Source organism: Streptomyces sp. NBC_01197 (genome assembly GCF_036010505.1).
GTDB lineage: Bacteria > Actinomycetota > Actinomycetes > Streptomycetales > Streptomycetaceae > Streptomyces.
In genome coordinates this window covers 2834593-2855383 of record NZ_CP108569.1, presented here as the reverse complement: position 1 = coordinate 2855383, position 20791 = coordinate 2834593, and the positions used below count along the sequence as shown (strand labels likewise).

Here is a 20791-nt window from a genome sequence, read left to right as displayed (position 1 = left end):
CATCAGGCCGGACAGCAGGTACGAGCCGGTGCACATCGGGCGCGAACCGATGCGGATACGGCCGCCGCTCCAAGCCAGGCCCAGGGCCCAGCTCCAGCCCGGGCGGGCGTCCCGGCTCCGTACCCAGTGCCGGCGTCCGCGTCCGTGTCTGACGTGGGGCGGTTCGCCGAGCCGGCGGTCCGGCCGGCCCGACAGCTGACCGGGGCGCTGGAGTCCGCCGTACCGATGTGGACGAGTGAGCGTCCACCGGCGTCCACCGCCCCGGAGCTGTCGAGGCACACGGCCCCTGAGCGGCAGGTCGCGGAGTGGGCTACTGCTCACCACCGGGCGGTAGCTGTCGGTCAGCGGTCCGGGTCCGATCGGCGCGGGGTGGTCTCGGGCCCGGTTCGGAACTCGGCGGCCGCGATGTACTCGTACCGCGAGATCAGGGAGCCGGGTCCCGGGGTCCGTTGTGGGGATCTGCCGGGGCAGCAGCTTTGTGGCCTCAGGGTCCCCCTGGGTCTGACGGGTCCCGCCAGACAGACCGCTGAGGGGTCCGGATCGGGCGGCGTCGCGCTCTGTGCGGCACCCGACGGTAGCGGCGCCAGGTTCGCGCTGCTACGCGGCGCAGCGCTGCCCGACGCCGGTGCGCCCACCCGCGAGAGAGCACGCGAAATCCTCGAATTCCCCGGATAGGGCAGGCCGTTCCCGCCTTGTACCTGCCGCGCGGGGGCGGAACAGGTCTGCCCGCCAGCCGGAGACCTCCGGTTTCCGGACCGTCGAATTCGAAGGATCTGACACCAGCATGAACAAGAACATCCGTCGTTCCATAGCTGTCGCTGCCACCGCATCCGGGGCGTGGGCGTTGGGCGCAGCGGCTGCCGGCGCGGCCGAACTGCCCGTGTCCGTACCGCACACGGCGCCTGACGCTGCCCCCGACATCACAGCCGACATCACAGCCGACATCCGGGGTGTCGAAGGTCAGGATGTTGAAGGCGCAGTCGGTCACGCCAAGGACATCGCTCACGCGGGACACGTGACCGATGTGGACCACATCGCTCATGCCGCCTCTCACGTCGCTCATGTCGCGCAGGCCGCTCACGTTGCACACGGCCTGCGCGTCGTTCACGCCGCGCATGTCGTTCACGCCGCTCACGCCGTCACGGGTGTGGTGAACAGCGGCTCGGAGGCAGCGGTGGATTCTGTCGCCTCCTCCCTCCCCTCTGCCCCCTCCGCCTCGTCCGTCGATGAGATCGGGGTCGACGGGGGCGAAGGTGTTGACGCGATCGACTACCTCTTCGGTCCGATCGACCAGATTCCCGGGTACTCCGAGGCCGCCGGCCAGGTCATCGGCCAGGCCACCGATGCGATCGGCACGGCCCGCGACCTCACGGCCCGCGACCTCACGGCCCACGACATCCCGGCCCACGACCTCATGGCCCACGGCGCAGCGGTACCGATGGGAGGCACAGTCACCGAATCCATTCCGCCGACCGCCCAGGTGCAGGTGAAGCCCTTGGCCCAGAGCATGGCCCAGAGCGCGGCCCGGACCGCGACCCGGAGCTCTGTCCACAGCCTCGGCACCACGGTGGCCCGGCACGCGCGTCCGGTGGTCGGACACGCTGTTTCCGGTGCGTCAGCCGCTGTGGAATCGGTCACCCCGGGCGACTTGGCGGACGCGCTCACCACCGGCGCTTCGCCGCTCTCCTGACCGCTCCCTGAGCGCGTCGGCGCAGCTCACCGGGCGGTTCCTCAGTGCAGGGGGGCCGCCCGGTCCGCGCCGGGGGCCTGTGACCGTAATCACCGCGCAGGTGTGATCTGCGATTTAGGGACCCGGCACCCACGGGGATAACCTGCGAGACGGACATGCCGCGTACTCGGACACCGTCTACGCCTCCCTAGTGACAGCGCAGTCACGTTGCCCTTCGCGGCACGCCCACGCAGACAAGTAACCGCGATCACTACTGCGACGACGATTTAAAGCAAAGGGAGACGGACGCGCGTGGACCTGTTCGAGTACCAGGCGAGGGACCTCTTCGCCAAGCACGGTGTACCGGTGCTGGCCGGTGAAGTCATCGACACGCCTGAGGCGGCGCGCGAGGTGACCGAGCGTCTGGGCGGCAAGGCCGTCGTCAAGGCGCAGGTCAAGGTCGGCGGCCGTGGCAAGGCCGGCGGCGTGAAGCTTGCCTCCGACCCGGCCGACGCCGTGGCGAAGGCCGACGCCATTCTGGGCATGGACATCAAGGGCCACACGGTCCAGAGGGTCATGCTGGCCGAGACAGCGGACATCGCGGAGGAGTACTACGTCTCCTTCCTCCTCGACCGCACCAACCGCACCTTCCTCGCCATGGCCTCCGTCGAGGGCGGCGTGGAGATCGAGGTCGTCGCGGAGGAGAACCCCGACGCGCTGGCCAAGATCCCGGTCGACGCCAACGAGGGCTGCACCCCGGAGAAGGCCGCCGAGATCGTTGCTGCGGCGAAGTTCCCGGCCGAGATCGCCGGCCAGGTCGCCGACGTGTTGCAGAAGCTGTGGACCGTCTTCATCAAGGAGGACGCGCTCCTCGTTGAGGTCAACCCGCTGATCAAGTCCGGCGACGGCAAGATCATCGCCCTTGACGGCAAGGTCTCGCTCGACGAGAACGCCGACTTCCGCCAGCCCGACCACGAGGCTCTCGAGGACAAGGCAGCAGCCAACCCGCTCGAGGCTGCTGCCAAGGCCAAGAACCTCAACTACGTCAAGCTCGACGGTGAGGTCGGCATCATCGGCAACGGCGCGGGGCTCGTCATGAGCACCCTCGACGTCGTCGCGTACGCCGGTGAGAAGCACAGCAACGTGAAGCCCGCCAACTTCCTCGACATCGGTGGCGGCGCCTCCGCCGAGGTCATGGCGAACGGCCTGGAGATCATCCTCGGCGACCCGGACGTCAAGTCCGTGTTCGTCAACGTCTTCGGCGGTATCACCGCGTGCGACGAGGTCGCCAACGGCATCGTGCAGGCGCTTGAGCTCCTCAAGTCGAAGGGCGAGGCGGTCACCAAGCCGCTGGTCGTCCGCCTCGACGGCAACAACGCGGAGCTGGGTCGCAAGATCCTGTCGGACGCCAACCACCCGCTCGTGCAGCGTGTGGACACCATGGACGGCGCGGCCGACAAGGCCGCCGAGCTCGCGGCTGCGAAGTAAGGGAACAGGTCACCAACACCATGGCTATTTTCCTGACCAAGGAAAGCAAGGTCATCGTCCAGGGGATGACCGGCGCCACCGGCATGAAGCACACCAAGCTCATGCTCGCTGACGGCACCAACATCGTCGGCGGCGTCAACCCCCGCAAGGCAGGCACCTCGGTCGAGTTCGACGTCCCCCAAGGCCCTGATGGCCAGGGAGGTGCCCGCATCGACGTCCCCGTGTTCGGCACGGTCGCCGAGGCCATCGAGAAGACCGGCGCAGACGTCTCGGTCCTCTTCGTGCCGCCGGCCTTCTCGAAGGCCGCCGTCGTCGAGGCCATCGACGCCGAGATCCCGCTCGCCGTCGTCATCACCGAGGGCATCGCCGTCCACGACTCGGCCGCGTTCTACGCGTACGCCAAGTCCAAGGGCGACAAGACCCGGATCATCGGCCCGAACTGCCCCGGCCTGATCACCCCCGGTCAGTCCAACGCCGGCATCATCCCGGGTGACATCACCAAGCCCGGCCGTATCGGTCTCGTCTCCAAGTCGGGCACGCTGACCTACCAGATGATGTACGAGCTGCGCGACATCGGCTTCTCGTCTGCCGTCGGCATCGGTGGCGACCCGGTCATCGGTACGACGCACATCGACGCCCTCGCGGCGTTCGAGGCGGACCCCGAGACCGACCTCATCGTGATGATCGGTGAGATCGGTGGCGACGCCGAGGAGCGTGCGGCCGACTACATCGCGAAGAACGTGACGAAGCCGGTCGTCGGCTACGTCGCGGGCTTCACGGCGCCCGAGGGCAAGACCATGGGCCACGCCGGCGCCATCGTCTCCGGCTCCTCCGGCACCGCCCAGGCGAAGAAGGAAGCGCTCGAGGCTGCGGGTGTCAAGGTCGGCAAGACGCCGACCGAGACGGCCAAGCTCGCCCGGGCGATCCTCGCCGGCGCGTAGCGGACCCGGCTCTTCCAGCAGTTCCAGTACTGACAGCAGTTCCAGTACTGACAGCGGTTCCAGTACTGACGGCGGTTCCAGTACTGACAGTCCCAGCACTGCGAAGCGGGCCCGTTCCTCCTGGTTTCAGGGGGTACGGGCCCGCTCTCGTGTTTGCGCGACAGAGCGCTTCTGGCTGGACTTGGCCGAGCGGGAGCCCGGGACGGGTCGGCTCCGGGCTAGCGCAGTTGCGGTACCAGGCGTTCCGGGCCGTTCGCCGGGACGGCCCGGAGTCGCTGGTGCAGCTTCTTGTCCTCGGCGGTCAGCCGCTGCGGGCCCCCTCGCGGCGGGACACCCTCCACGCGTTGCGGCGGGCCGGTCGGCCGTGCGTAATGGGTCGGGGCCGTGGCCAGGGTGAACGCCGTCAGGGCCGTGAGCAGAACGGCGCAGCCTATGGTGAACCGCGTCCAGAACCGGGTCCGCCGCTCGCTCCCCGTCCGTACCGTGCGGGGCTCCGGGAGGGTGACTCCGGGGCCGGCCAGGGTGAGGGGGCCCAGCTGTTCCTGGAGCAGCCCGGGTTCTTCCAGATCGGGCAGGGCGCGGGCCACGGCGGCCCGCGCGTACAGGAGCCGGTTCGCGGCCGCCGGTGTGCTCGCCTCTGTCTCGGCCGCGGTCTCGGGGAGGTCGAGGCCGAGCCCGTCGTAGAGCAGCAGGGTGCGCCGGTAGGCGGGCGGGAGGCGGAGTACGGCGTCCCGCAGCGGCAGCTCTGCGGGATCGGTGGCCCGGCGGTCTCGACGGCTGCGCCTGCGGTTCGGCCGGTGCCAGGGCGACATCGCGTACTCGTACGCCGCAGCGCGTACCCAGCCCGCCGGGTCGCGGTCCGTCGCGACCTCCGGCCACATCTGCCACGCCAGGTGGAACGCGCGCTCGACCGACTCCCTGGCGAGCCGGTGGCGGCCGGTGAGCAGATACGTCTGGTGTACGAGCCCGGGCGCGGCCCGCGCGTAGAGCATGTCGAAGGCCTCGGCGGGGGTGACATCGGGCGGCTGTTCGGGGTCCGGTGAGACGTCGGCTGCGGCCTGCGGGGCTCCAGAACCCTGTGCTTCCTGTGCTTCCTGTCCTGCTTCCTTCTCTTCCTCTGCTCCCTGCGTTCCCTGTGCTTTCGGTACTTCCTGTGTTGTTTGTTCCGCTGGCGCCTCCGGCGGGTCCGGTGCGGGTGCCGCTTCTGGTGGTGCTGCTGCTTCGCGCCGGTCCTCTGCTGCCTGCCCGACGCTCGGTGACTTCGCCTCGCGCCGTGCTCGGCGCCGCTTCTTCGGGGAGCGCAGTTCCGTCATGAGGTGCCCCCGGCGCTGCTCACGGCGCTGCTCATGGCCGGATACGAGTCCGAAAAGTACATAAAACGTATATTGAGTGACACGACCGGTCTTTGCCTGTTACGCGGCGAAAGCGCGTGTCGTTGGCAGCATGGCCCGCGTGACCCAGATGACCGCCCGCCGTCCGTCGCTCGCCCCCGTGCGGAGCCGATCCGCCGTGCTGGCCGACTGCGTGCTGCGAGGCGTGCTCGCGGCGGCGCTCGGACTCGGCTCGCTCACCGTGCTGGTGATGCTGCTGTGGATCAGCTCGCCCTATCCCGACAGCGGGCCGGGCGGTGCACTGCATGTCACCGCCGCGCTGTGGCTGCTGGCCCATGGCACGGAGCTGACCAGGCAGGACACCGCTTCCGGTGTGCCTGCCCCGCTGGGCGTGGTGCCGATGTTGCTGGTCGTCCTGCCCGTCTGGCTGGTCCAGCGGGCCGCGCGTGACGCGCTCGACCCCGCGAACGGCCGCCCAGGGCCATCGGTGCCGGGCGCTCTGTGCGCGGTGCCCGGTGGCTATCTGCTGGTGGCCGCCGCTGTCACGGCGTACGCGTCGGGCGGGCCGCTTTCCGTCGTACCGCTGAGCGCGCTGTGGCATCTGCCACTCGTCGCCGGTGCCGCGGCCGCGGTGGGCGTGTGGCGGGCGCGCGTCTTCCCGCGCGAGCCGTTCAGCGGCTGGGGGCGTATGCGGGTGCCCGGTGGCAGGGTGCTTTCCGCCGACGTACGCCGCGCCCTCGCGCATCGGGTGCCGACCGCCCTCCGGGCCGGTGCCGCCGGGGCCGCGGTGCTGGCCGGCGGGGGCGCGCTGCTGGTCGGCGGTTCGCTGGTGTGGCACGGGGGCGCCGCGCAGGAGTCGTTCCTGCGGCTGACCGGCGCGTCGTCGGGGCGCTTCACGGTCCTGCTGCTGGCCGTCGCGCTCGTACCGAACGCGGCGCTGTGGGGTGCTTCGTACGCGCTCGGTCCCGGCTTCACCCTCGGCACCGGTTCCGCTGTGACGCCACTCATGGTGACCGGCAACGCCGCGCTGCCCTACTTCCCGCTGTTGGCCGCTCTGCCGGGCCCCGGAGGCGGTTCACCGCTGAACTGGGCTGTCGTGGGTGTGCCGCTGGCTGCTGGTGCCGTCGTCGGCTGGTTCGTGACCCGGGTACGGGAGGACGACCGGGCCGGCACCCTCGGCGTGACCGTGCTCATGGTGCTGTCGGCGGCTGTCGTCTGTGCGGCGGCCATGGCCGTTCTGGCTGCGCTGTCCGGCGGCCCGCTCGGCACCGGGAGGCTGACGTCCTTCGGCCCGGTGTGGTGGCAGACGAGCGTGGCCACCCTCGCCTGGACCCTGGGGGCGGGACTACCAGCGGCACTGCTCCGGCGCTGGTGGGCGCTGCGGAGCAGCAGGGCCGCCCTGGTGATGTCCGCCGTGGACGTCGCGGTGCCGGTGAACGCCCCGACCCCTGCGAAAGCCCCGGCTCCTGTCAACGCTCCTGTGCAAGTTCCGGCCGTGGCGGAACCGGAGGCGTACGACAGCGGGGACGACAGCAGGAAGGGCGACGGAGCGGACAGCGGAGCAGGGGTGGGGAGGTGGGCTGCGCTGCGGGCGTACTCCGGGAGGCTGTTGGCGAAGTTCCCCCTCACGGATGAGCAGGACAGACGCTCGTCATCCGTGCCGGCCGAACCCGTGCCGGCCGAATCCGTGCTGTCCGAGTCCCTGCCGACCGAATCCGTGCCGATCGAATCCGTGCCGACTGATGTGCTGACCGAATCTCCCGCGTCTCCGGATTCTCCCGCGTCATCACTCTCGTCCGGGGAGGCGGCAGAACCCCGAGAGACCGGAGAGACCGGAGAGGCCCGAGATACCGGAGATACCGGCGAGGCCGAGGGGCCCATGGGCTCGGACTCCGGGGAAGATGCCGGGGCGGCTGAGAGTGCCGCCGACAGCAAGAGCAAGAGCGGCCTTCCGTCCCAGCCGGCCGGGGCCGGGCCCGACATCTGGCCGCCGATGCGCTACGCCGACGAGGACTGACGCTGCCTGCCCGCCCCCTCACCTGGCTGCTTCCGCTGCTTCTGGCTCTACTTCTGCGTGCCGAGAACCGGAACCAGCGAGGGCGGCAGCTTCTTGTTGCAGGCGAGCTGGCCCTGCTTCGTCAGTGCGTCGTTCACGCAGGTGTAGTAGTCCCGGTACGTCAGCTGCGCCGAGAACGTGAGGATCACGATCAGCAGCGCGAGCCCCGCGGTCACCAGGCCGCTCACCGCAGCGGTGATCTGCTGCTTCGAGGAGGAGGCCGTCGCACCGGCATACGGACGCGCGTACGGGCCGGGAGCAGGCGGAGCCGTCGGTGCCGGGGGAACGCCCGGGCCCGGCGGCGGCCCGTCGGTCGGTGCGGCCGGGTGCTGCGGCGTCGCCCCGGCCGCGGCGCCCTTGCTGCCGCCGGACTCCGGCTGCGGCTTCGCACGCAGGGCGCTGATGCCCCAGTACAGCGCGAGCGCGCCGAGGAGCAGTCCGATCTCGGGCAGGTTGAAGAGGGCGAAGAAGAAGGCCCACATTCCGGCGAGCAGCGCGTAGCGCGCCCGGCGCTGAGCCGGGTCCTTGGGGTCCCAGCGCAGGCTCGGACCGGGACCGCCCTGGCCGCCGTTCCGCCCGCCGCCCGGACCGTTGGGCCCGCCCGCCGGCCGCTGGGGACCGCCGCCGAACCCGCCGTCGTGACGGCCAGGCTGAACCGGGCTCCACTGGCTCCCCCGGTCGGGAGACGACGGCGACGGGGGCGAGTCGTCCCCGTCGTTTCCGCCACCGCTCCCTTGACCGCTCCCGTCACCGTTTCCGCCGTCGTGGCCGTCGCCGCCCGCCGGATACTGCGGCTGCCGGGGCCGCCACGGCTGCTCCGGCCGGTCCGCGGGTGGCGGCGCGAACGGGTTGTCGTCGTCGGGCTCCGTCGAAGAGGGCCGGCGCTCCCGCAGCAGCAGTGAACCCTGCCCGTGCAGCGGGGTGCGGAGAGTCGCGCGGTGGCGTCGGTCCTGCATCTGGTGAACGTCTTCCCCTCATCCGGTTCCTGCCCGGGAGACAGGTCCTGTCCCCAGACGCTACCTCTCGGCCGTGCCCCCGTCCCGTGGGGGCCATTCGGTGTGCCGGTATCGTTGCCGACGGTCGGCGCGTTCGTAGAGTTCCCCGTATCGGGGGATGCGTTCTATTCGTACGACCGCACAAGTCGTATCCAGAAAGGGCCCCGCTGTGGCCTCCCCGTCCTCTCCCGCCCGCCTGGTCGTGCTGGTCTCCGGTTCCGGAACCAATCTGCAGGCCCTGCTCGACGCGATCGCCGGTGATCCGGTCGCCTACGGAGCCGAAATCATCGCGGTCGGCGCTGACCGCGACGGCATCGCCGGACTCGACCGCGCCCGCGACGCGGGGCTGCCGACCTTCGTCTGCAAGGTGAAGGAGTACGCGGACCGCGCCGCGTGGGACGCGGCGCTGGCCGAGGCCACCGCCGCCTACGCACCCGACCTGGTCGTGTCGGCCGGTTTCATGAAGATCCTGGGGAAGCAGTTCCTCGCGGCCTTCGGCGGCCGGACCGTCAATACGCATCCGGCGCTGCTGCCCGCGTTCCCCGGCGCCCACGGAGTGCGCGACGCGCTCGCGTACGGGGTCAGGGTCACCGGCTGCACCGTCCACTTCGTCGACGACGGCGTCGACACCGGACCGATCATCGCGCAGGGTGTGGTCGAGATCCGGGAGCAGGACGACGAAAGCGCTCTTCACGAGCGCATCAAGGAAGTCGAGCGGAAGCTGCTCGTCGATGTCGTGGGGCGTCTGGCCCGTAACGGCTACCGCATTGAGGGACGAAAGGTTCAGGTCGGTGCACACCGAGAACACGGACACCGTTAAGCCCATCCGGCGCGCGCTCGTCAGCGTCTACGACAAGTCGGGTCTGGAGGAGCTGGCCCTCGGGCTGCACGAGGCGGGCGTCACGCTCGTCTCCACCGGATCCACCGCGGCCAAGATCGCCGCTGCCGGCGTGCCGGTCACCAAGGTGGAAGAGCTCACCGGTTTCCCGGAGTGCCTCGACGGCCGGGTCAAGACGCTGCACCCCCGTGTGCACGCCGGGATCCTCGCCGATCTGCGCCTTGAGGACCACCGCAGGCAGCTCGCCGAGCTGGAGGTGGAGCCCTTCGACCTGGTCGTGGTGAACCTCTACCCCTTCACCGAGACCGTCGCGTCCGGGGCCACGCCCGACGAGTGCGTCGAGCAGATCGACATCGGCGGCCCCTCGATGGTCCGGGCCGCGGCCAAGAACCACCCGTCGGTGGCCGTCGTCACCAGCCCGGAGCGGTACACGGACGTCCTCACCGCCGTCCGCGGCGGCGGCTTCGACCTGACCGCCCGCAAGCGGCTCGCGGCCGAGGCGTTCCGGCACACCGCCGCGTACGACGTGGCGGTCGCCGGCTGGTTCGCCGACGACTACGCGGCGGCCGACGACAGCGGCTTCCCCGAGTTCCTCGGCGCGACGTACCAGCGCGGAAACGTCCTGCGCTACGGCGAGAACCCGCACCAGGGCGCCGCGCTGTACGTCTCCGGTACGGGCGGCCTCGCCCAGGCCGAGCAGCTGCACGGCAAGGAGATGTCGTACAACAACTACACGGACACCGACGCCGCGCGCCGGGCCGCGTACGACCACACCGAGCCCTGCGTGGCGATCATCAAGCACGCCAATCCGTGCGGCATCGCGATCGGCGCCGACCTGGCGGAGGCGCACCGCAAGGCGCACGCCTGTGACCCGGTGTCCGCGTACGGCGGTGTGATCGCGGTCAACCGTCCGGTCACCGTGGCACTCGCCGAGCAGATCGCCCCCATCTTCACCGAGGTCGTCGTCGCCCCGGCGTACGAGGACGGCGCGGTCGACGTGCTGGCGCGCAAGAAGAACATCCGGGTGCTGCGCTGCCCCGACGCCCCGTCGGCCGCGGCCGAGGTCAAGCAGATCGACGGCGGCGCGCTGCTCCAGGTCGCCGACCGGCTCCAGGCGGAGGGCGACGACCCGGCGAACTGGACGCTCGCGTCCGGCGACGCGCTCGACGCGGCCGGGCTCGCCGAGCTGTCGTTCGCCTGGAAGGCGTGCCGCGCGGTGAAGTCCAACGCCATCCTGCTCGCCAAGGACGGCGCGTCCGTCGGCGTCGGGATGGGCCAGGTCAACCGGGTCGACTCCGCGAAGCTCGCCGTCGAGCGCGCGGGCGAGGAGCGGGCGCGGGGAGCGTACGCGGCTTCGGACGCCTTCTTCCCGTTCCCCGACGGCTTCGAGATCCTGGCGGACGCAGGGGTCGGGGCCGTGGTGCAGCCGGGCGGTTCGGTCCGTGACGAGCTGGTCGTGGAGGCCGCCAAGAAGGCGGGCGTGACGATGTACTTCACGGGCACGCGGCACTTCTTCCACTGAGGGGCCGGTGCGGGACTGCCCGTACCGGGGTGCTCCGGTGCCTGGACCGGGTACGCCCGAGGGCCGTAACTCAGCGCGATACGCGCCGGGTTACGGCCCTCGGGCCCAGCAGGATGCGGGTCAGCCGACCTTGACGACCACGGTCGAGCAGATCTTGTCCGCGAACGTCTGCTTCTTGGCGTCCCACGCCGGCCACAGCCAGCCCAGGTAGCAGGCGATGCTGTCCACGAAGTGGGCGAGGTAGCGGACGAACGCCATACCGAAGCCCAGGGTCTGGCCGTCGGCCTCGCGCAGCAGGCTGATACCGACGGCCTTCTTGCCGAGGAACTGGCCCGTGGTGCCCTCCTTGTAGATCTTGAAGAGGCCGAGCCCGATGCCGACGACGACGCCGAGCACGGCGATGGCCGAGCCCACGCTGCCGCCCATGGCGCTGCCGATGCCGATGAGGATGCCGTACGGGACGGCGATGCACACGCCGTCGATCAGGAGGGCGGCGAACCGGCTCCACCAGCCCGCGTACGGGGGCCGGCCGCCGTAACCGGGCTGCTGCGGGTAGCCCCCGCCGTAGGCCTGCTGGACCGGCGGGGCCTGCGGGTATCCGTAGCCCGGCTGCTGCGGCACGCCCTGCGGGGCCTGCTGCGGGTATCCGTAACCCGGCTGCGGCGGCTGCTGGGGCTGGCCCTGCGGCTGCCCCTGCGGCTGGCCGTAGGGGTTGTTCGGGTTCGGGTCGCCGAAGCTCATGGCTGGATTCCTCCGTTGGTTCATGCGGGGACGTCGCGGTTCGATCGGAGGATTGGTGAAAGAAACGTCAAAGCGGTCTGCCCCCCGACACCGGCCCGCGGCACTGCGGACCACATGCTTCTAAACGGCGCGTAAGTTTGTCCAGTCGCAGTCCCTATGTGTTGTGCAAGTGCAACTTGGGCGATCATGACGCCCCCTGAAAGAATGGCTCGTATGACAGCCCAGATTCTCGATGGCAAGGCCACCGCGGCCGCGATCAAGTCCGATCTGACCGTCCGCGTGGCGGCCCTCAAGGAGAAGGGTGTGGCCCCCGGTCTCGGCACCCTGCTCGTCGGTGACGACCCCGGCAGCCGGTGGTACGTCAACGGCAAGCACCGCGACTGCGCCGAGGTCGGTATCGGGTCCATCCAGCGCGAACTCCCCGACACCGCAACGCAGGAGGACATCGAGGCGGTCGTCCGGGAACTCAACGAGAACCCCGAGTGCACCGGATACATCGTGCAGTTGCCGCTCCCCAAGGGCATCGACACCAACCGCGTCCTGGGGCTGATGGATCCGGCCAAGGACGCCGACGGGCTGCACCCGACCAGCCTCGGCAAGCTGGTGCTGAACGAGGAGGGGCCGCTGCCCTGCACCCCGTACGGCATCATCCAGCTGCTCCGCCACCACGGTGTGGAGATCAACGGGGCACATGTCGTGGTCGTCGGCCGCGGTATCACCGTCGGCCGCTCGATCCCGCTGCTGCTGACCCGGAAGTCCGAGAACGCGACCGTGACCCAGTGCCACACCGGCACCCGTGACCTTCCCGCGCTGCTCAAGCAGGCGGACATCATCGTTTCCGCGGCCGGTGTCCGGCACATCATCAACCCCGAGGACGTCAAGCCGGGGGCCGCTGTCCTCGACGTCGGCGTCAGCCGGGATGAGAACGGCAAGATCGCCGGAGATGTGCACCCCGGCGTCGCGGAGGTGGCCGGCTGGGTCTCCCCGAATCCGGGCGGTGTGGGCCCGATGACCCGCGCGCAGCTGCTGGTGAACGTCGTGGAGGCGGCTGAGCGCAGTGTCGGCTGACGCGGCCGCACGGACGGGGCCTGAGGAGTCGGGGAAGCCCGGAGCACGGCGCAAGGGTGCGGGGGCCTGGCGGTCCGCACGGGGTGCGGCGGGTTCCGGACCGGAGGAGCAGCCGACGGAGGCTTCTGGACCCGAGGCGTCGGCGGAGGCCCCCCGGCCCGAGGAGCCGCCGGAGGCTTCCCGGTCCGAGGCGTCGGCGGAGGCCGGGACGGGTAAGCCGGCCGAGGCGGAAGGCACGGGTGGGGAGTCTGAGCCGGAGTCGGAGCCGGAGGGGGAGCCGGAGGGGGAGAAGCCGGCCGGGGCCCATGAGCCTGACGCGCCCGAGGGGGAGGACGCTGTCAGTGCGCCGGGCCCGGACGGCGAACCGGTCCGCACGACCCGGCGCTTTCCCTCCGTGACGCGGGACACCGCGCGGCCCGAGGGCGGTGGCCGGGCTGCTCCCGGTGGCGCGCCCGCGCCCGCCAGGCAGTGGCCGCTGCTCACGGTGCTCGTCACGATCGGCGTCGGCCTGCTGCTCGTCGCCTTCGACGTGACACGGGTGGGGCTTCTGCTGGTCGGGCTCGCTCTGCTCGGCGGCGCGGTGATGCGCTGGTGTGTGCGGTCCGTCGGGATGCTTGCGGTGCGCTCGCGCTTCACCGACATGGTGACGTACGGAGTGCTGGGCTTCCTGATCACACTGCTCGCGCTCATGGCGCAGCCCAAACCGTGGCTGCCGGTGCCGTTCCTCGAAGGGCTGATGCGGTTCACCGTGCGGTGACGCGGAACTCCCTTGCGACAGTGGGACGTTGACCGCCCGTACGGCTGTGGGAAGGCCGGCGGACGGTCACCGGAAGACCACCGGAAAATAAAAGAGAATCGGGGGAGTGGCCCGCGACTCCGGGGGCAGACGAGGGCTATCCCCCCACGGGTGCTTGCACCCGGCGGTGGCCGCCCGCGTCTCTCCCCCCCTGACGCGGGCGGCCACCGCCGCTGCAGTCCGCAGGCCCGGGTCCAGGGGTCCCAGTTCCACCGGTCCGTCGGCGCGGATCCTCCGATCCGCCGCCGGTACGGGTACGCCGCCCTGTTCCACCCGTGAAGGTCTTCCGCCGATGAAGGGGCCCGCAGGGCCAACACGCGCTCCTGTACCGGGTGTACGAAGCCGGTGTGCGGCGTGCCACACGGGGGTGGGGGTTGGCCGCGCGCGGGGTCGGATAGCCTGACGTCGGAAGTCTCTTCACATCAAGATTCAGTTCGTGGTGTGAGCCCCCGAGATTTCCCGCACCAGGGGCAGGGACCCCCACCGCCAGCTGTCTTACGGAGAACGCCATGACCCGCACTCCTGTGAATGTCACCGTCACCGGCGCGGCCGGCCAGATCGGCTACGCGCTGCTCTTCCGCATCGCCTCAAGCCACCTGCTCGGCTCGGATGTGCCGGTCAAGCTGCGTCTCCTGGAGATCCCGCAGGGGCTGAAGGCCGCTGAGGGCACCGCGATGGAGCTCGACGACTGCGCCTTCCCGCTGCTTCAGGGCATCGAGATCACGGACGACCCGAACGTCGCCTTCTCCGGCGCCAACGTCGCGCTCCTGGTCGGCGCCCGCCCGCGTACCAAGGGCATGGAGCGCGGTGACCTGCTCGCGGCCAACGGCGGCATCTTCGGCCCGCAGGGCAAGGCCATCAACGACAACGCCGCGGACGACATCAAGGTCCTGGTCGTCGGCAACCCGGCCAACACCAACGCGCTCATCGCGCAGGCCTCGGCCCCGGACGTACCGGCCGACCGCTTCACCGCGATGACCCGCCTCGACCACAACCGTGCGATCTCGCAGCTCTCGCAGAAGACCGGCGTTTCGGTCTCCGAGATCCGCCGTCTCACGATCTGGGGCAACCACTCCGCCACGCAGTACCCGGACATCTTCCACGCCGAGGTCGCGGGCAAGAACGCCGCCGAGACCGTCAACGACGAGAAGTGGCTGGCCGACACCTTCATCCCGACCGTCGCCAAGCGCGGCGCGGCGATCATCGAGGCGCGTGGCGCGTCCTCGGCCGCCTCGGCCGCGAACGCCGCCATCGACCACGTCCACACCTGGGTCAACGGCACGGCGGACGGCGACTGGACCTCGATGGGTATCCCGTCGGACGGCTCCTACGGTGTGCCCGAGGGCCTCATCTCCTCCTTCCCGGTCACCACGAAGGGCGGCAAGTACGAGATCGTCCAGGGCCTGGAGATCAACGACTTCTCGCGCGCCCGCATCGACGCGTCGGTGAAGGAGCTCTCCGAGGAGCGCGACGCGGTCCGCGAGCTCGGCCTGATCTGAGCCGGACGCCCGTTCGTCCGCTCGGCGGATCTGTGGTGCTGCTGCTCTGCTGCCTGAAGGAACGCCCCCGGTGACCATGTGGTCGCCGGGGGCGTTCCGTGTGGTCGGGCCGGTGGGCCTGTGCGCCCGTGCGCTGGTTCAGTCGGCCCGTCAGCCCGTCAGCCCGTCAGCCCGTCAGCCCGTCAGCCCGTCGGCCCGTCAGCCCGTCGGCCCGTCGGCCCGTCAGCCCGTCAGCCCGTCAGCTCTTCAGGCTGTTCGCGTCCTGGCGCAGCCGTTCCATCGACTGGCGGTGCAGGCCCGGGCCGAACGTGACGCGGGTGGCGCCCAGTTCGCCCAGTCCCTGGGGCGACGGACCGTTCGGCAGGAAGAGCGCGTTGAGCGGCGCCCCGATCCCGGACGCGAGGCCGGACAGCTGGTCCGGCGGCGCCATGATCGGGTAGACACAGTCGGCGCCGGCCGCCATGTAGCGGAGGCCGCGATCGATGGTCTGCTCCGGATCGTGCACGCCCCGGATGTACGTATCGATGCGGGCGTTGATGAACAGGCCGCCCCCCGCCGCCGCGCGGAACGCCGCGAGCCGGTCCGCGTTCTCCTGTGGGTCGTTGAGGACTCCGCCGGGGGAGTCCTCCAGGTTGCAGCCGACGGCGCCGGTGTCGAGCAGCCGCCCGGCGAGTTCGGCCGGCGGCAGGCCGTAGCCGGCCTCGATGTCCGCCGAAACGGCCACCCCGAAGCCCTCGACCGCCCGGACGATCCGGCCGATCGCGGCGAACATCTCGTCAGCCGGGGCCTCCCCGTCCGCGTAACCGAGTGCTGCCGACACTCCGGCACTCGGGGTGGCGAGCGCCGGGAACCCGGCTTCCGCGAAGATGCGGGCGCTGGCCGCGTCCCACGGGCCGGGCAGCACCAGCGGATCGCCGGGGGGCCGGTCCAGATGGAGGCTGCGGAAGTCCGTCATGGCGGGGCCTTTCAGTGGCGGCGGTGGACAGGTCAGTTGCGGTGGGCGACGGAGCCCGGTGTGTAGTGGCCCGGCACCATGCGGGTGGAGACGGCGAAACGGTTCCAGGAGTTGATCACGGTGATCGCCGCGATCAGATGGGCCAGCTCGGTCTCGTCGAAGTGCTCGGCGGCGTGCGCGTAGACCTCGTCCGGTACGAATCCGTCGGTGAGCACCGTGATGGCCTCGGTCAGCTCGATCGCCGCGATCTCCTTCGCCGTGTAGAAGTGCTTCGACTCCTCCCAGGCGCTCAGCTGCACGATCCGCTCGACCGACTCGCCCGCCGCGAGAGCGTCCTTGGAATGCATGTCCATGCAGAAGGCGCAGTGATTGATCTGGGAGGCGCGGATCTTCACCAGTTCGAGCAGGACCGGGTCGAGGCCGCCCCGGGCTGCCGCATCCAGGTTGACCATGGCCTTGTAGACCTCGGGGGCGAGCTTCGCCATATTGAGGCGGGGGGTGTGCTCGGGGAGGTACTCGGGCGCCGAGTCCGAGGCGCTCGTGCTGTTCGTCGGTGCCGCGGTGTCCGTCATGTCTTTTCTGCCCTTCATGCCCTTGTGTTCCTGGTGTGAGTACGACGCTACGTGGGACATGGCGCAGGGGTATGGTCCATTTCTGTGACGGATTCCTGGGCCACTTTCGGCGTAGACCTGCATCTGGAACTGACCGGACCCGGGCTGCGGGTCAGCCTCACGGACGCGCTGCGCCGAGCCGTCCGCACGGGGCGGCTGGCGCCGGGGACCCGGCTGCCCTCCTCGCGTACGCTCGCCGTCGATCTGGGTGTGGCCCGTAACACGGTCGCCGACGCCTACGCCGAACTGGTGGCCGAGGGCTGGCTGACCGCCCGGCAGGGGTCGGGGACCCGCGTGGCCCCGCGGGCGTTGCCGCGCGGGGAGCCGAAGCCGGCCGCTGCCCGGCGGCAGCGGCGGAGCGTTCCTACGTACAGCCTCCGGCCCGGTCTGCCCGACCTCGCGTCGTTCCCGCGCACGGAGTGGCTCAGGGCGTCGCGGAAGGCCCTGACCGCCGCACCCCACGACGCGTTCGGTTACGGCGACCCACGGGGCCGCTCCGAGCTGCGGACCGTGCTGGCCGGCTATCTGGCGCGGGCGCGCGGTGTCCACGCCGGTCCGGACCGCATCGTGGTCTGCGCCGGGTTCGCCCACGCGATGATGCTGATGGGGAAGGTGCTGCGGGGGAGACGGGTACGGGACGTCGCCGTCGAGTCGTACGGACTCGATCTGCACTGGAACCTGCTCGTCGACGCCGGGCTGCGCACGAAGGCCCTGCCGCTGGACGGGTTCGGTTCACGCACGTACGAGCTGGGGCGGGAGGGTGCGGTGCTGATGACACCGGCGCACCAGTTCCCGACGGGCGTCCCGCTCCACCCGGACCGGCGCACGGCTGCCGTCGACTGGGCCAGAACGACGGGCGGGGTGATTCTGGAGGACGATTACGACGGGGAGTTCCGCTACGACCGGCAGCCCGTCGGAGCGCTCCAGGGACTGGATCCCGAGCGGGTCGTCTACTGCGGCACGGCCAGCAAGTCCATCGCTCCCGGACTGCGGCTCGGCTGGCTGGTGCTCCCCCGTTCGATGGTGGCGGAGGTGCTGGAGGCGAAGGGCAACTCCGACTGGATGTCCAGCTCGCTGGAGCAGCTGACGCTGGCCGAGTTCATCGCCTCGGGTGCTTACGACCGGCATGTCCGCTCGATGCGGCTGCGCTACCGGCGGCGCCGTGACCAGCTGGTGGAGGCCCTGGCCGAACGGGCGCCCGGCATCCGGGTGTCCGGGATCGCGGCCGGACTGCACGCCGTGCTGGAACTGCCCCCGGGAACGGAGCAGTCGGTCGTCCAGGCGGCGGCCTGGCAGGGCCTCGCACTGGACGGCGGTTCCCAGTTCCGGCACGCGGACGTGCGGGACGGGCGCGACATGCTGGTCGTCGGGTACGGAACGCCGTCGGACAGCGCGTGGGCGGGGACGCTGGAGGCGCTGTGCCGGGTGCTGCCGTAGGAGCACACGCCGTCAGCATCGGGCTCGGGTTGGAGCCGGGGGCTGGGGCTGGCGCTGCACGTCTGGGGCTGCGGGGCCGCGGGTTTGCAGGGCCGGGCTTTGCACAGTTCGGTCTCAGGTCTCAGGTCTCAGGCCTCGGGCCTCAGGTCTCGGGTCTCGGCCGGGGCCGGTGTGGCCGGGGCCTCCCCGAACCGTGCCAGTGCGAGTGCTCCCGCGACGGCCACCACGAAGCCGGCCACCGCCAGCGGGGCAAGACCCTCCCTCGTACGGTCGCCGAGCCAGACCACGCCGACCAGCGCGGGGCCGATCGTCTCGCCGATGACCATGCCCGCCGTGGCCGTGGTCACCGACCCGCGCTGCAGCGCCGAGGTGAGCAGCAGGAAGGCCGAACCGCCTCCGACGAGCAGCGCGTACAGCGCCGGGTTGGTGAAATCGACGGAGTCGATGAGGCGTACCGCGACTTCGACCACCCCGAAACCCACTCCGGAACCGAGACCGAGCACCAGGGCCCGCGCCTTGCCCTTGAGGCGGCCGGCCACTGTGCCGACCAGCAGGACCGCGACCGAGACCCCGAGCAGCGACCAGCCCAGCGCCGACGATCCGGCAGTGTGGCCCTCGGTCCCCGAGGCGAGGCCGAGCATCCCGAGGCCCGCGCAGACGACGGCCACCGCGCCCCACTCGGTACCGGAGAGCCTGACGCCGAGGATGCGGGACGCCACCACGGCGGTGACCGCGAGACTCGCGGCGAGTGCGGCGCCGACCACGTAGATGGGGAGCGTACGCAGGGCGATGATCTGGAGCACGAAACCGACCCCGTCGAGGCCGAGCCCCGCGATGTAGCGCCACTGGCGTACGGCGCGCAGGAGTAGCGCGGCGTCCACACCCGAGCCGGTTCCGGGTGCGGAGGCGCGGGCCGCGGCGGCCTGGAGCACGGAGGCCGTGCCGAAGCAGACCGCTGAACCGAGGGCACAGATCATTCCAAGGAGCACGGAAGGACTCTAGTTGGGCGCAGGAGAGCCCGTTGACGGCCGCCCGTAGGCACGACATCTAGTCTGTACACGGACAGGTGCCACCGGAGGGCTGCCTGTACTGAGAGTCTGGAATACGGGGGAGGTCAGCGCATGCGCAAGATGAGGTCGAGTGCTGTGGTGCTGGGTGGGATGGGGATGCTGGCGGCGACGCTCACTGCCTGCGGCTCCGACGTGGACAAGCGGTGCGTCGATCCGCAGACGCATAAGCAGCTGCCGAAGTACGAGTGCACCAACAGCACCGGTCATGGCACTTACTACTACGGCGGGTCGTCCAAGCACGGCAAGATCTCGGGCGGCAGTTTCAGTAAGCCGTCGGTGCACCGCGGCGGTTTCGGCGGCGGGTCCCACTCCGGCGGCGGATACCACTCCAGCGGTGGGTCCCACTCCAGCGGCGGCTGAGCCGGGTACGCACCGGAACTGCGGAACTCACCGGTACGCACGGGAACTGCGGAACTCACCGGACCGGTACGCACCGGTACTGCGGAACTCACCGGAACGTACGGGAACTGCGGAACGGTAAAGGAACTGCGGAACGTACGGGAACAGGCGACACCATGCAGCGGCACAACACAGAACCGCGCCCAGGCTGGCAGCAGATCGTCGAGGAGCAGGGTCTGATCTATCCACTGACCCGCTATCCCGACGACTCGCTGCGCCCGTACTGGGACGAGAGCGCGTACTACTCGTTCTCTCTCTCCGAGGTCGAGGCGCTGGAGGAGGTGGTCGAAGAGCTGCACGCGATGTGCCTGGCCGCGGCCGCGCACATCGTTGACCACGACCGCTTCGCTGAGCTGGGCATCACCGATCCCCGGCTGGCCCGGCTGGTCGGCGAGTCCTGGCGTCGCCGGGATGAACTGCCGTCCGTCTACGCCCGGTTCGACCTCCGGTACGACGGCAGCGGCCCGGCGAAAATGCTGGAGTACAACGCCGACACCCCTACCTCGCTGGTGGAGGCCGCCAGTCCACAGTGGTTCTGGATGGAGGACCGCTTCCCCGGCGCCGACCAGTGGAACTCCCTGCACGAGCGGCTGGTCGCCGCCTGGAAACGGCAGGCGCCGCTGCTGCCGCCGGGGCCCCTGCACTTCGTGCACTCCGAAGCCGACGAACTCGGTGAGGATCTGATGACGGCCGCCTATCTGAGGGAGACCGCCCAGCAGGCCGGCATCGACACCGAGGCCCTCTCGGTGGAACGGATCGGCTGGGACCCGCTGTCCGGGCGGTTCGTCGACGAGCGGATGCGATTCATCCGCAGCTGCTTCAAGCTCTACCCATGGGAGTGGCTGACGACGGACAGCTTCGGTCCGCATGTCCTGGACACGCTCGACAACGGCGGTTCCACCGGCTCCACCTGCTGGATAGAGCCCGCCTGGAAAATGCTCCTCTCCAATAAGGCGCTGCTCGCCGTGGTGTGGGAGCTCTACCCCGGACACCCGAATCTGCTGCCCGCCTACCTGGACGGACCGCGCGAACTCGCCCTGTCCAAGGGGTACGTCTCCAAGCCCCTGCTCGGCCGCGAGGGCGCGGGGGTCCTGCTCCACGAGCCGAGCGCGGGCACCCTCGGCGTCCGGGCCGACGAGCCCTGTTGCTACCAGGAGTTGGCCCCGCTGCCAGACTTCGACGGCAACCGGGTGGTGCTCGGCGCGTGGGTCGTCGAGGACGAAGCGGCGGGGCTCGGTATCCGGGAGTCGGCGGGGCCGGTGACGGACGAGTACGCCCGCTTCCTGCCCCACGTCATCCTGTAGCCCTGCCCTGCCCCGCACCCTTGGCGCCGGTCGCCGGTTGCCGGTCGTCGCTTGCCGGTCCTGGCCGCCAC

18 protein-coding genes are annotated in these 20791 nt (G+C 70.6%); 12 read left to right on the top strand and 6 right to left on the bottom strand.

Going from position 1 to position 20791, the window contains the following annotated elements:
• Positions 1-784 precede the first annotated feature (784 nt).
• The 3 genes from OG452_RS12890 (at position 785) to sucD (ending at position 4098) form a co-directional block, all read left to right on the top strand.
• Entirely contained in the window at positions 785-1690 is a 906-nt protein-coding gene (locus OG452_RS12890) for a hypothetical protein (protein ID WP_327295776.1), read from the top strand.
• A gap of 291 nt (positions 1691-1981) precedes the next feature.
• Positions 1982-3157 carry an ADP-forming succinate--CoA ligase subunit beta gene (gene sucC, locus OG452_RS12885; RefSeq protein ID WP_327295775.1) on the top strand — a complete coding sequence of 392 codons (1176 nt, stop codon included), beginning with the start codon at positions 1982-1984 and terminating at the stop codon, positions 3155-3157.
• Between the two features lie 20 nt (positions 3158-3177).
• Positions 3178-4098 carry a succinate--CoA ligase subunit alpha gene (sucD, locus tag OG452_RS12880; protein WP_327295774.1) on the top strand — a complete coding sequence of 307 codons (921 nt, stop codon included), beginning with the start codon at positions 3178-3180 and terminating at the stop codon, positions 4096-4098.
• 218 nt (positions 4099-4316) lie between these two features.
• Here sucD and OG452_RS12875 read toward each other — a convergent pair whose 3' ends face one another.
• Positions 4317-5411: a DNA-directed RNA polymerase sigma-70 factor gene (locus OG452_RS12875; protein WP_327295773.1), complete on the bottom strand. Its 1095-nt coding sequence runs from the start codon at positions 5409-5411 to the stop codon at positions 4317-4319.
• Between the two features lie 148 nt (positions 5412-5559).
• On the opposite strand from OG452_RS12875, the gene OG452_RS12870 reads away from it, so the two are divergent.
• A complete protein-coding gene (locus tag OG452_RS12870; protein ID WP_327299608.1) occupies positions 5560-7446 on the top strand; it encodes a cell division protein PerM in 1887 nt (628 codons plus the stop codon).
• Positions 7447-7493: 47 nt separating this feature from the next.
• Here OG452_RS12870 and OG452_RS12865 read toward each other — a convergent pair whose 3' ends face one another.
• The gene (locus tag OG452_RS12865) at positions 7494-8441 is read right to left on the bottom strand and encodes a hypothetical protein (RefSeq protein ID WP_327295772.1); all 948 of its coding nucleotides are present in this window, start codon (positions 8439-8441) and stop codon (positions 7494-7496) included.
• 157 nt (positions 8442-8598) lie between these two features.
• On the opposite strand from OG452_RS12865, the gene purN reads away from it, so the two are divergent.
• A complete protein-coding gene (purN, locus tag OG452_RS12860) occupies positions 8599-9300 on the top strand; it encodes a phosphoribosylglycinamide formyltransferase (RefSeq protein WP_327295771.1) in 702 nt (233 codons plus the stop codon).
• Complete coding sequence (purH, locus tag OG452_RS12855) at positions 9212-10840, top strand: bifunctional phosphoribosylaminoimidazolecarboxamide formyltransferase/IMP cyclohydrolase (RefSeq protein WP_327295770.1); 1629 nt, start codon at positions 9212-9214, stop codon at positions 10838-10840. Before purN ends, purH begins: the two co-directional genes overlap by 89 nt.
• 120 nt (positions 10841-10960) lie before the next feature.
• Here the strand turns inward: purH and OG452_RS12850 are convergent, their stop codons facing one another.
• A complete protein-coding gene (locus OG452_RS12850; protein ID WP_327295769.1) occupies positions 10961-11581 on the bottom strand; it encodes an RDD family protein in 621 nt (206 codons plus the stop codon).
• Positions 11582-11794: 213 nt separating this feature from the next.
• On the opposite strand from OG452_RS12850, the gene OG452_RS12845 reads away from it, so the two are divergent.
• From OG452_RS12845 to OG452_RS12835, 3 genes are all read left to right on the top strand, one after another.
• Positions 11795-12649 (top strand): bifunctional methylenetetrahydrofolate dehydrogenase/methenyltetrahydrofolate cyclohydrolase, encoded by an 855-nt coding sequence (locus tag OG452_RS12845; RefSeq protein WP_327295768.1) that lies wholly within the window; start codon positions 11795-11797, stop codon positions 12647-12649.
• A gap of 394 nt (positions 12650-13043) precedes the next feature.
• Positions 13044-13406, top strand: a complete 363-nt coding sequence (locus OG452_RS35415; RefSeq protein ID WP_405562411.1) for a DUF3017 domain-containing protein — start codon at positions 13044-13046, stop codon at positions 13404-13406.
• 548 nt (positions 13407-13954) lie between these two features.
• Complete coding sequence (locus OG452_RS12835; protein WP_327295766.1) at positions 13955-14944, top strand: malate dehydrogenase; 990 nt, start codon at positions 13955-13957, stop codon at positions 14942-14944.
• A 238-nt stretch (positions 14945-15182) separates the two neighbouring features.
• On the opposite strand, the gene OG452_RS12830 is transcribed toward OG452_RS12835, so the two are convergent.
• Positions 15183-15899: an isocitrate lyase/PEP mutase family protein gene (locus OG452_RS12830; RefSeq protein ID WP_327295765.1), complete on the bottom strand. Its 717-nt coding sequence runs from the start codon at positions 15897-15899 to the stop codon at positions 15183-15185.
• A 32-nt stretch (positions 15900-15931) separates the two neighbouring features.
• Positions 15932-16471 carry a carboxymuconolactone decarboxylase family protein gene (locus OG452_RS12825; protein WP_327299607.1) on the bottom strand — a complete coding sequence of 180 codons (540 nt, stop codon included), beginning with the start codon at positions 16469-16471 and terminating at the stop codon, positions 15932-15934.
• Positions 16472-16555: 84 nt separating this feature from the next.
• Here OG452_RS12825 and pdxR point away from each other — a divergent pair, with 84 nt between their 5' ends.
• Positions 16556-17947: a MocR-like pyridoxine biosynthesis transcription factor PdxR gene (pdxR, locus tag OG452_RS12820; protein ID WP_327295764.1), complete on the top strand. Its 1392-nt coding sequence runs from the start codon at positions 16556-16558 to the stop codon at positions 17945-17947.
• Between the two features lie 128 nt (positions 17948-18075).
• Here the strand turns inward: pdxR and OG452_RS12815 are convergent, their stop codons facing one another.
• Positions 18076-18924: a hypothetical protein gene (locus OG452_RS12815; protein WP_327299606.1), complete on the bottom strand. Its 849-nt coding sequence runs from the start codon at positions 18922-18924 to the stop codon at positions 18076-18078.
• Positions 18925-19068: 144 nt separating this feature from the next.
• On the opposite strand from OG452_RS12815, the gene OG452_RS12810 reads away from it, so the two are divergent.
• Together OG452_RS12810 and OG452_RS12805 are read left to right on the top strand one after the other, a co-directional pair.
• Positions 19069-19377 (top strand): hypothetical protein, encoded by a 309-nt coding sequence (locus tag OG452_RS12810; protein WP_327295763.1) that lies wholly within the window; start codon positions 19069-19071, stop codon positions 19375-19377.
• A 155-nt stretch (positions 19378-19532) separates the two neighbouring features.
• Positions 19533-20720, top strand: a complete 1188-nt coding sequence (locus OG452_RS12805; protein ID WP_327295762.1) for a glutathionylspermidine synthase family protein — start codon at positions 19533-19535, stop codon at positions 20718-20720.
• Positions 20721-20791 lie beyond the last annotated feature (71 nt).

What these genes read in the sequence shown, in the direction of transcription:
- OG452_RS12890 (WP_327295776.1), top strand. Translation starts at nt 785, where the DNA reads ATGAACAAGAACATCCGTCGTTCCATAGCTGTCGCTGCCACCGCATCC.
- sucD (WP_327295774.1), top strand. Translation starts at nt 3,178, where the DNA reads ATGGCTATTTTCCTGACCAAGGAAAGCAAGGTCATCGTCCAGGGGATG.
- OG452_RS12875 (WP_327295773.1), bottom strand. Translation starts at nt 5,411, where the DNA reads ATGACGGAACTGCGCTCCCCGAAGAAGCGGCGCCGAGCACGGCGCGAG.
- OG452_RS12870 (WP_327299608.1), top strand. Translation starts at nt 5,560, where the DNA reads ATGACCGCCCGCCGTCCGTCGCTCGCCCCCGTGCGGAGCCGATCCGCC.
- OG452_RS12865 (WP_327295772.1), bottom strand. Translation starts at nt 8,441, where the DNA reads ATGCAGGACCGACGCCACCGCGCGACTCTCCGCACCCCGCTGCACGGG.
- purN (WP_327295771.1), top strand. Translation starts at nt 8,599, where the DNA reads ATGCGTTCTATTCGTACGACCGCACAAGTCGTATCCAGAAAGGGCCCC.
- purH (WP_327295770.1), top strand. Translation starts at nt 9,212, where the DNA reads ATGTCGTGGGGCGTCTGGCCCGTAACGGCTACCGCATTGAGGGACGAA.
- OG452_RS12850 (WP_327295769.1), bottom strand. Translation starts at nt 11,581, where the DNA reads ATGAGCTTCGGCGACCCGAACCCGAACAACCCCTACGGCCAGCCGCAG.
- OG452_RS12845 (WP_327295768.1), top strand. Translation starts at nt 11,795, where the DNA reads ATGACAGCCCAGATTCTCGATGGCAAGGCCACCGCGGCCGCGATCAAG.
- OG452_RS12835 (WP_327295766.1), top strand. Translation starts at nt 13,955, where the DNA reads ATGACCCGCACTCCTGTGAATGTCACCGTCACCGGCGCGGCCGGCCAG.
- OG452_RS12830 (WP_327295765.1), bottom strand. Translation starts at nt 15,899, where the DNA reads ATGACGGACTTCCGCAGCCTCCATCTGGACCGGCCCCCCGGCGATCCG.
- OG452_RS12825 (WP_327299607.1), bottom strand. Translation starts at nt 16,471, where the DNA reads ATGACGGACACCGCGGCACCGACGAACAGCACGAGCGCCTCGGACTCG.
- OG452_RS12815 (WP_327299606.1), bottom strand. Translation starts at nt 18,924, where the DNA reads ATGATCTGTGCCCTCGGTTCAGCGGTCTGCTTCGGCACGGCCTCCGTG.
- OG452_RS12810 (WP_327295763.1), top strand. Translation starts at nt 19,069, where the DNA reads ATGCGCAAGATGAGGTCGAGTGCTGTGGTGCTGGGTGGGATGGGGATG.
- OG452_RS12805 (WP_327295762.1), top strand. Translation starts at nt 19,533, where the DNA reads ATGCAGCGGCACAACACAGAACCGCGCCCAGGCTGGCAGCAGATCGTC.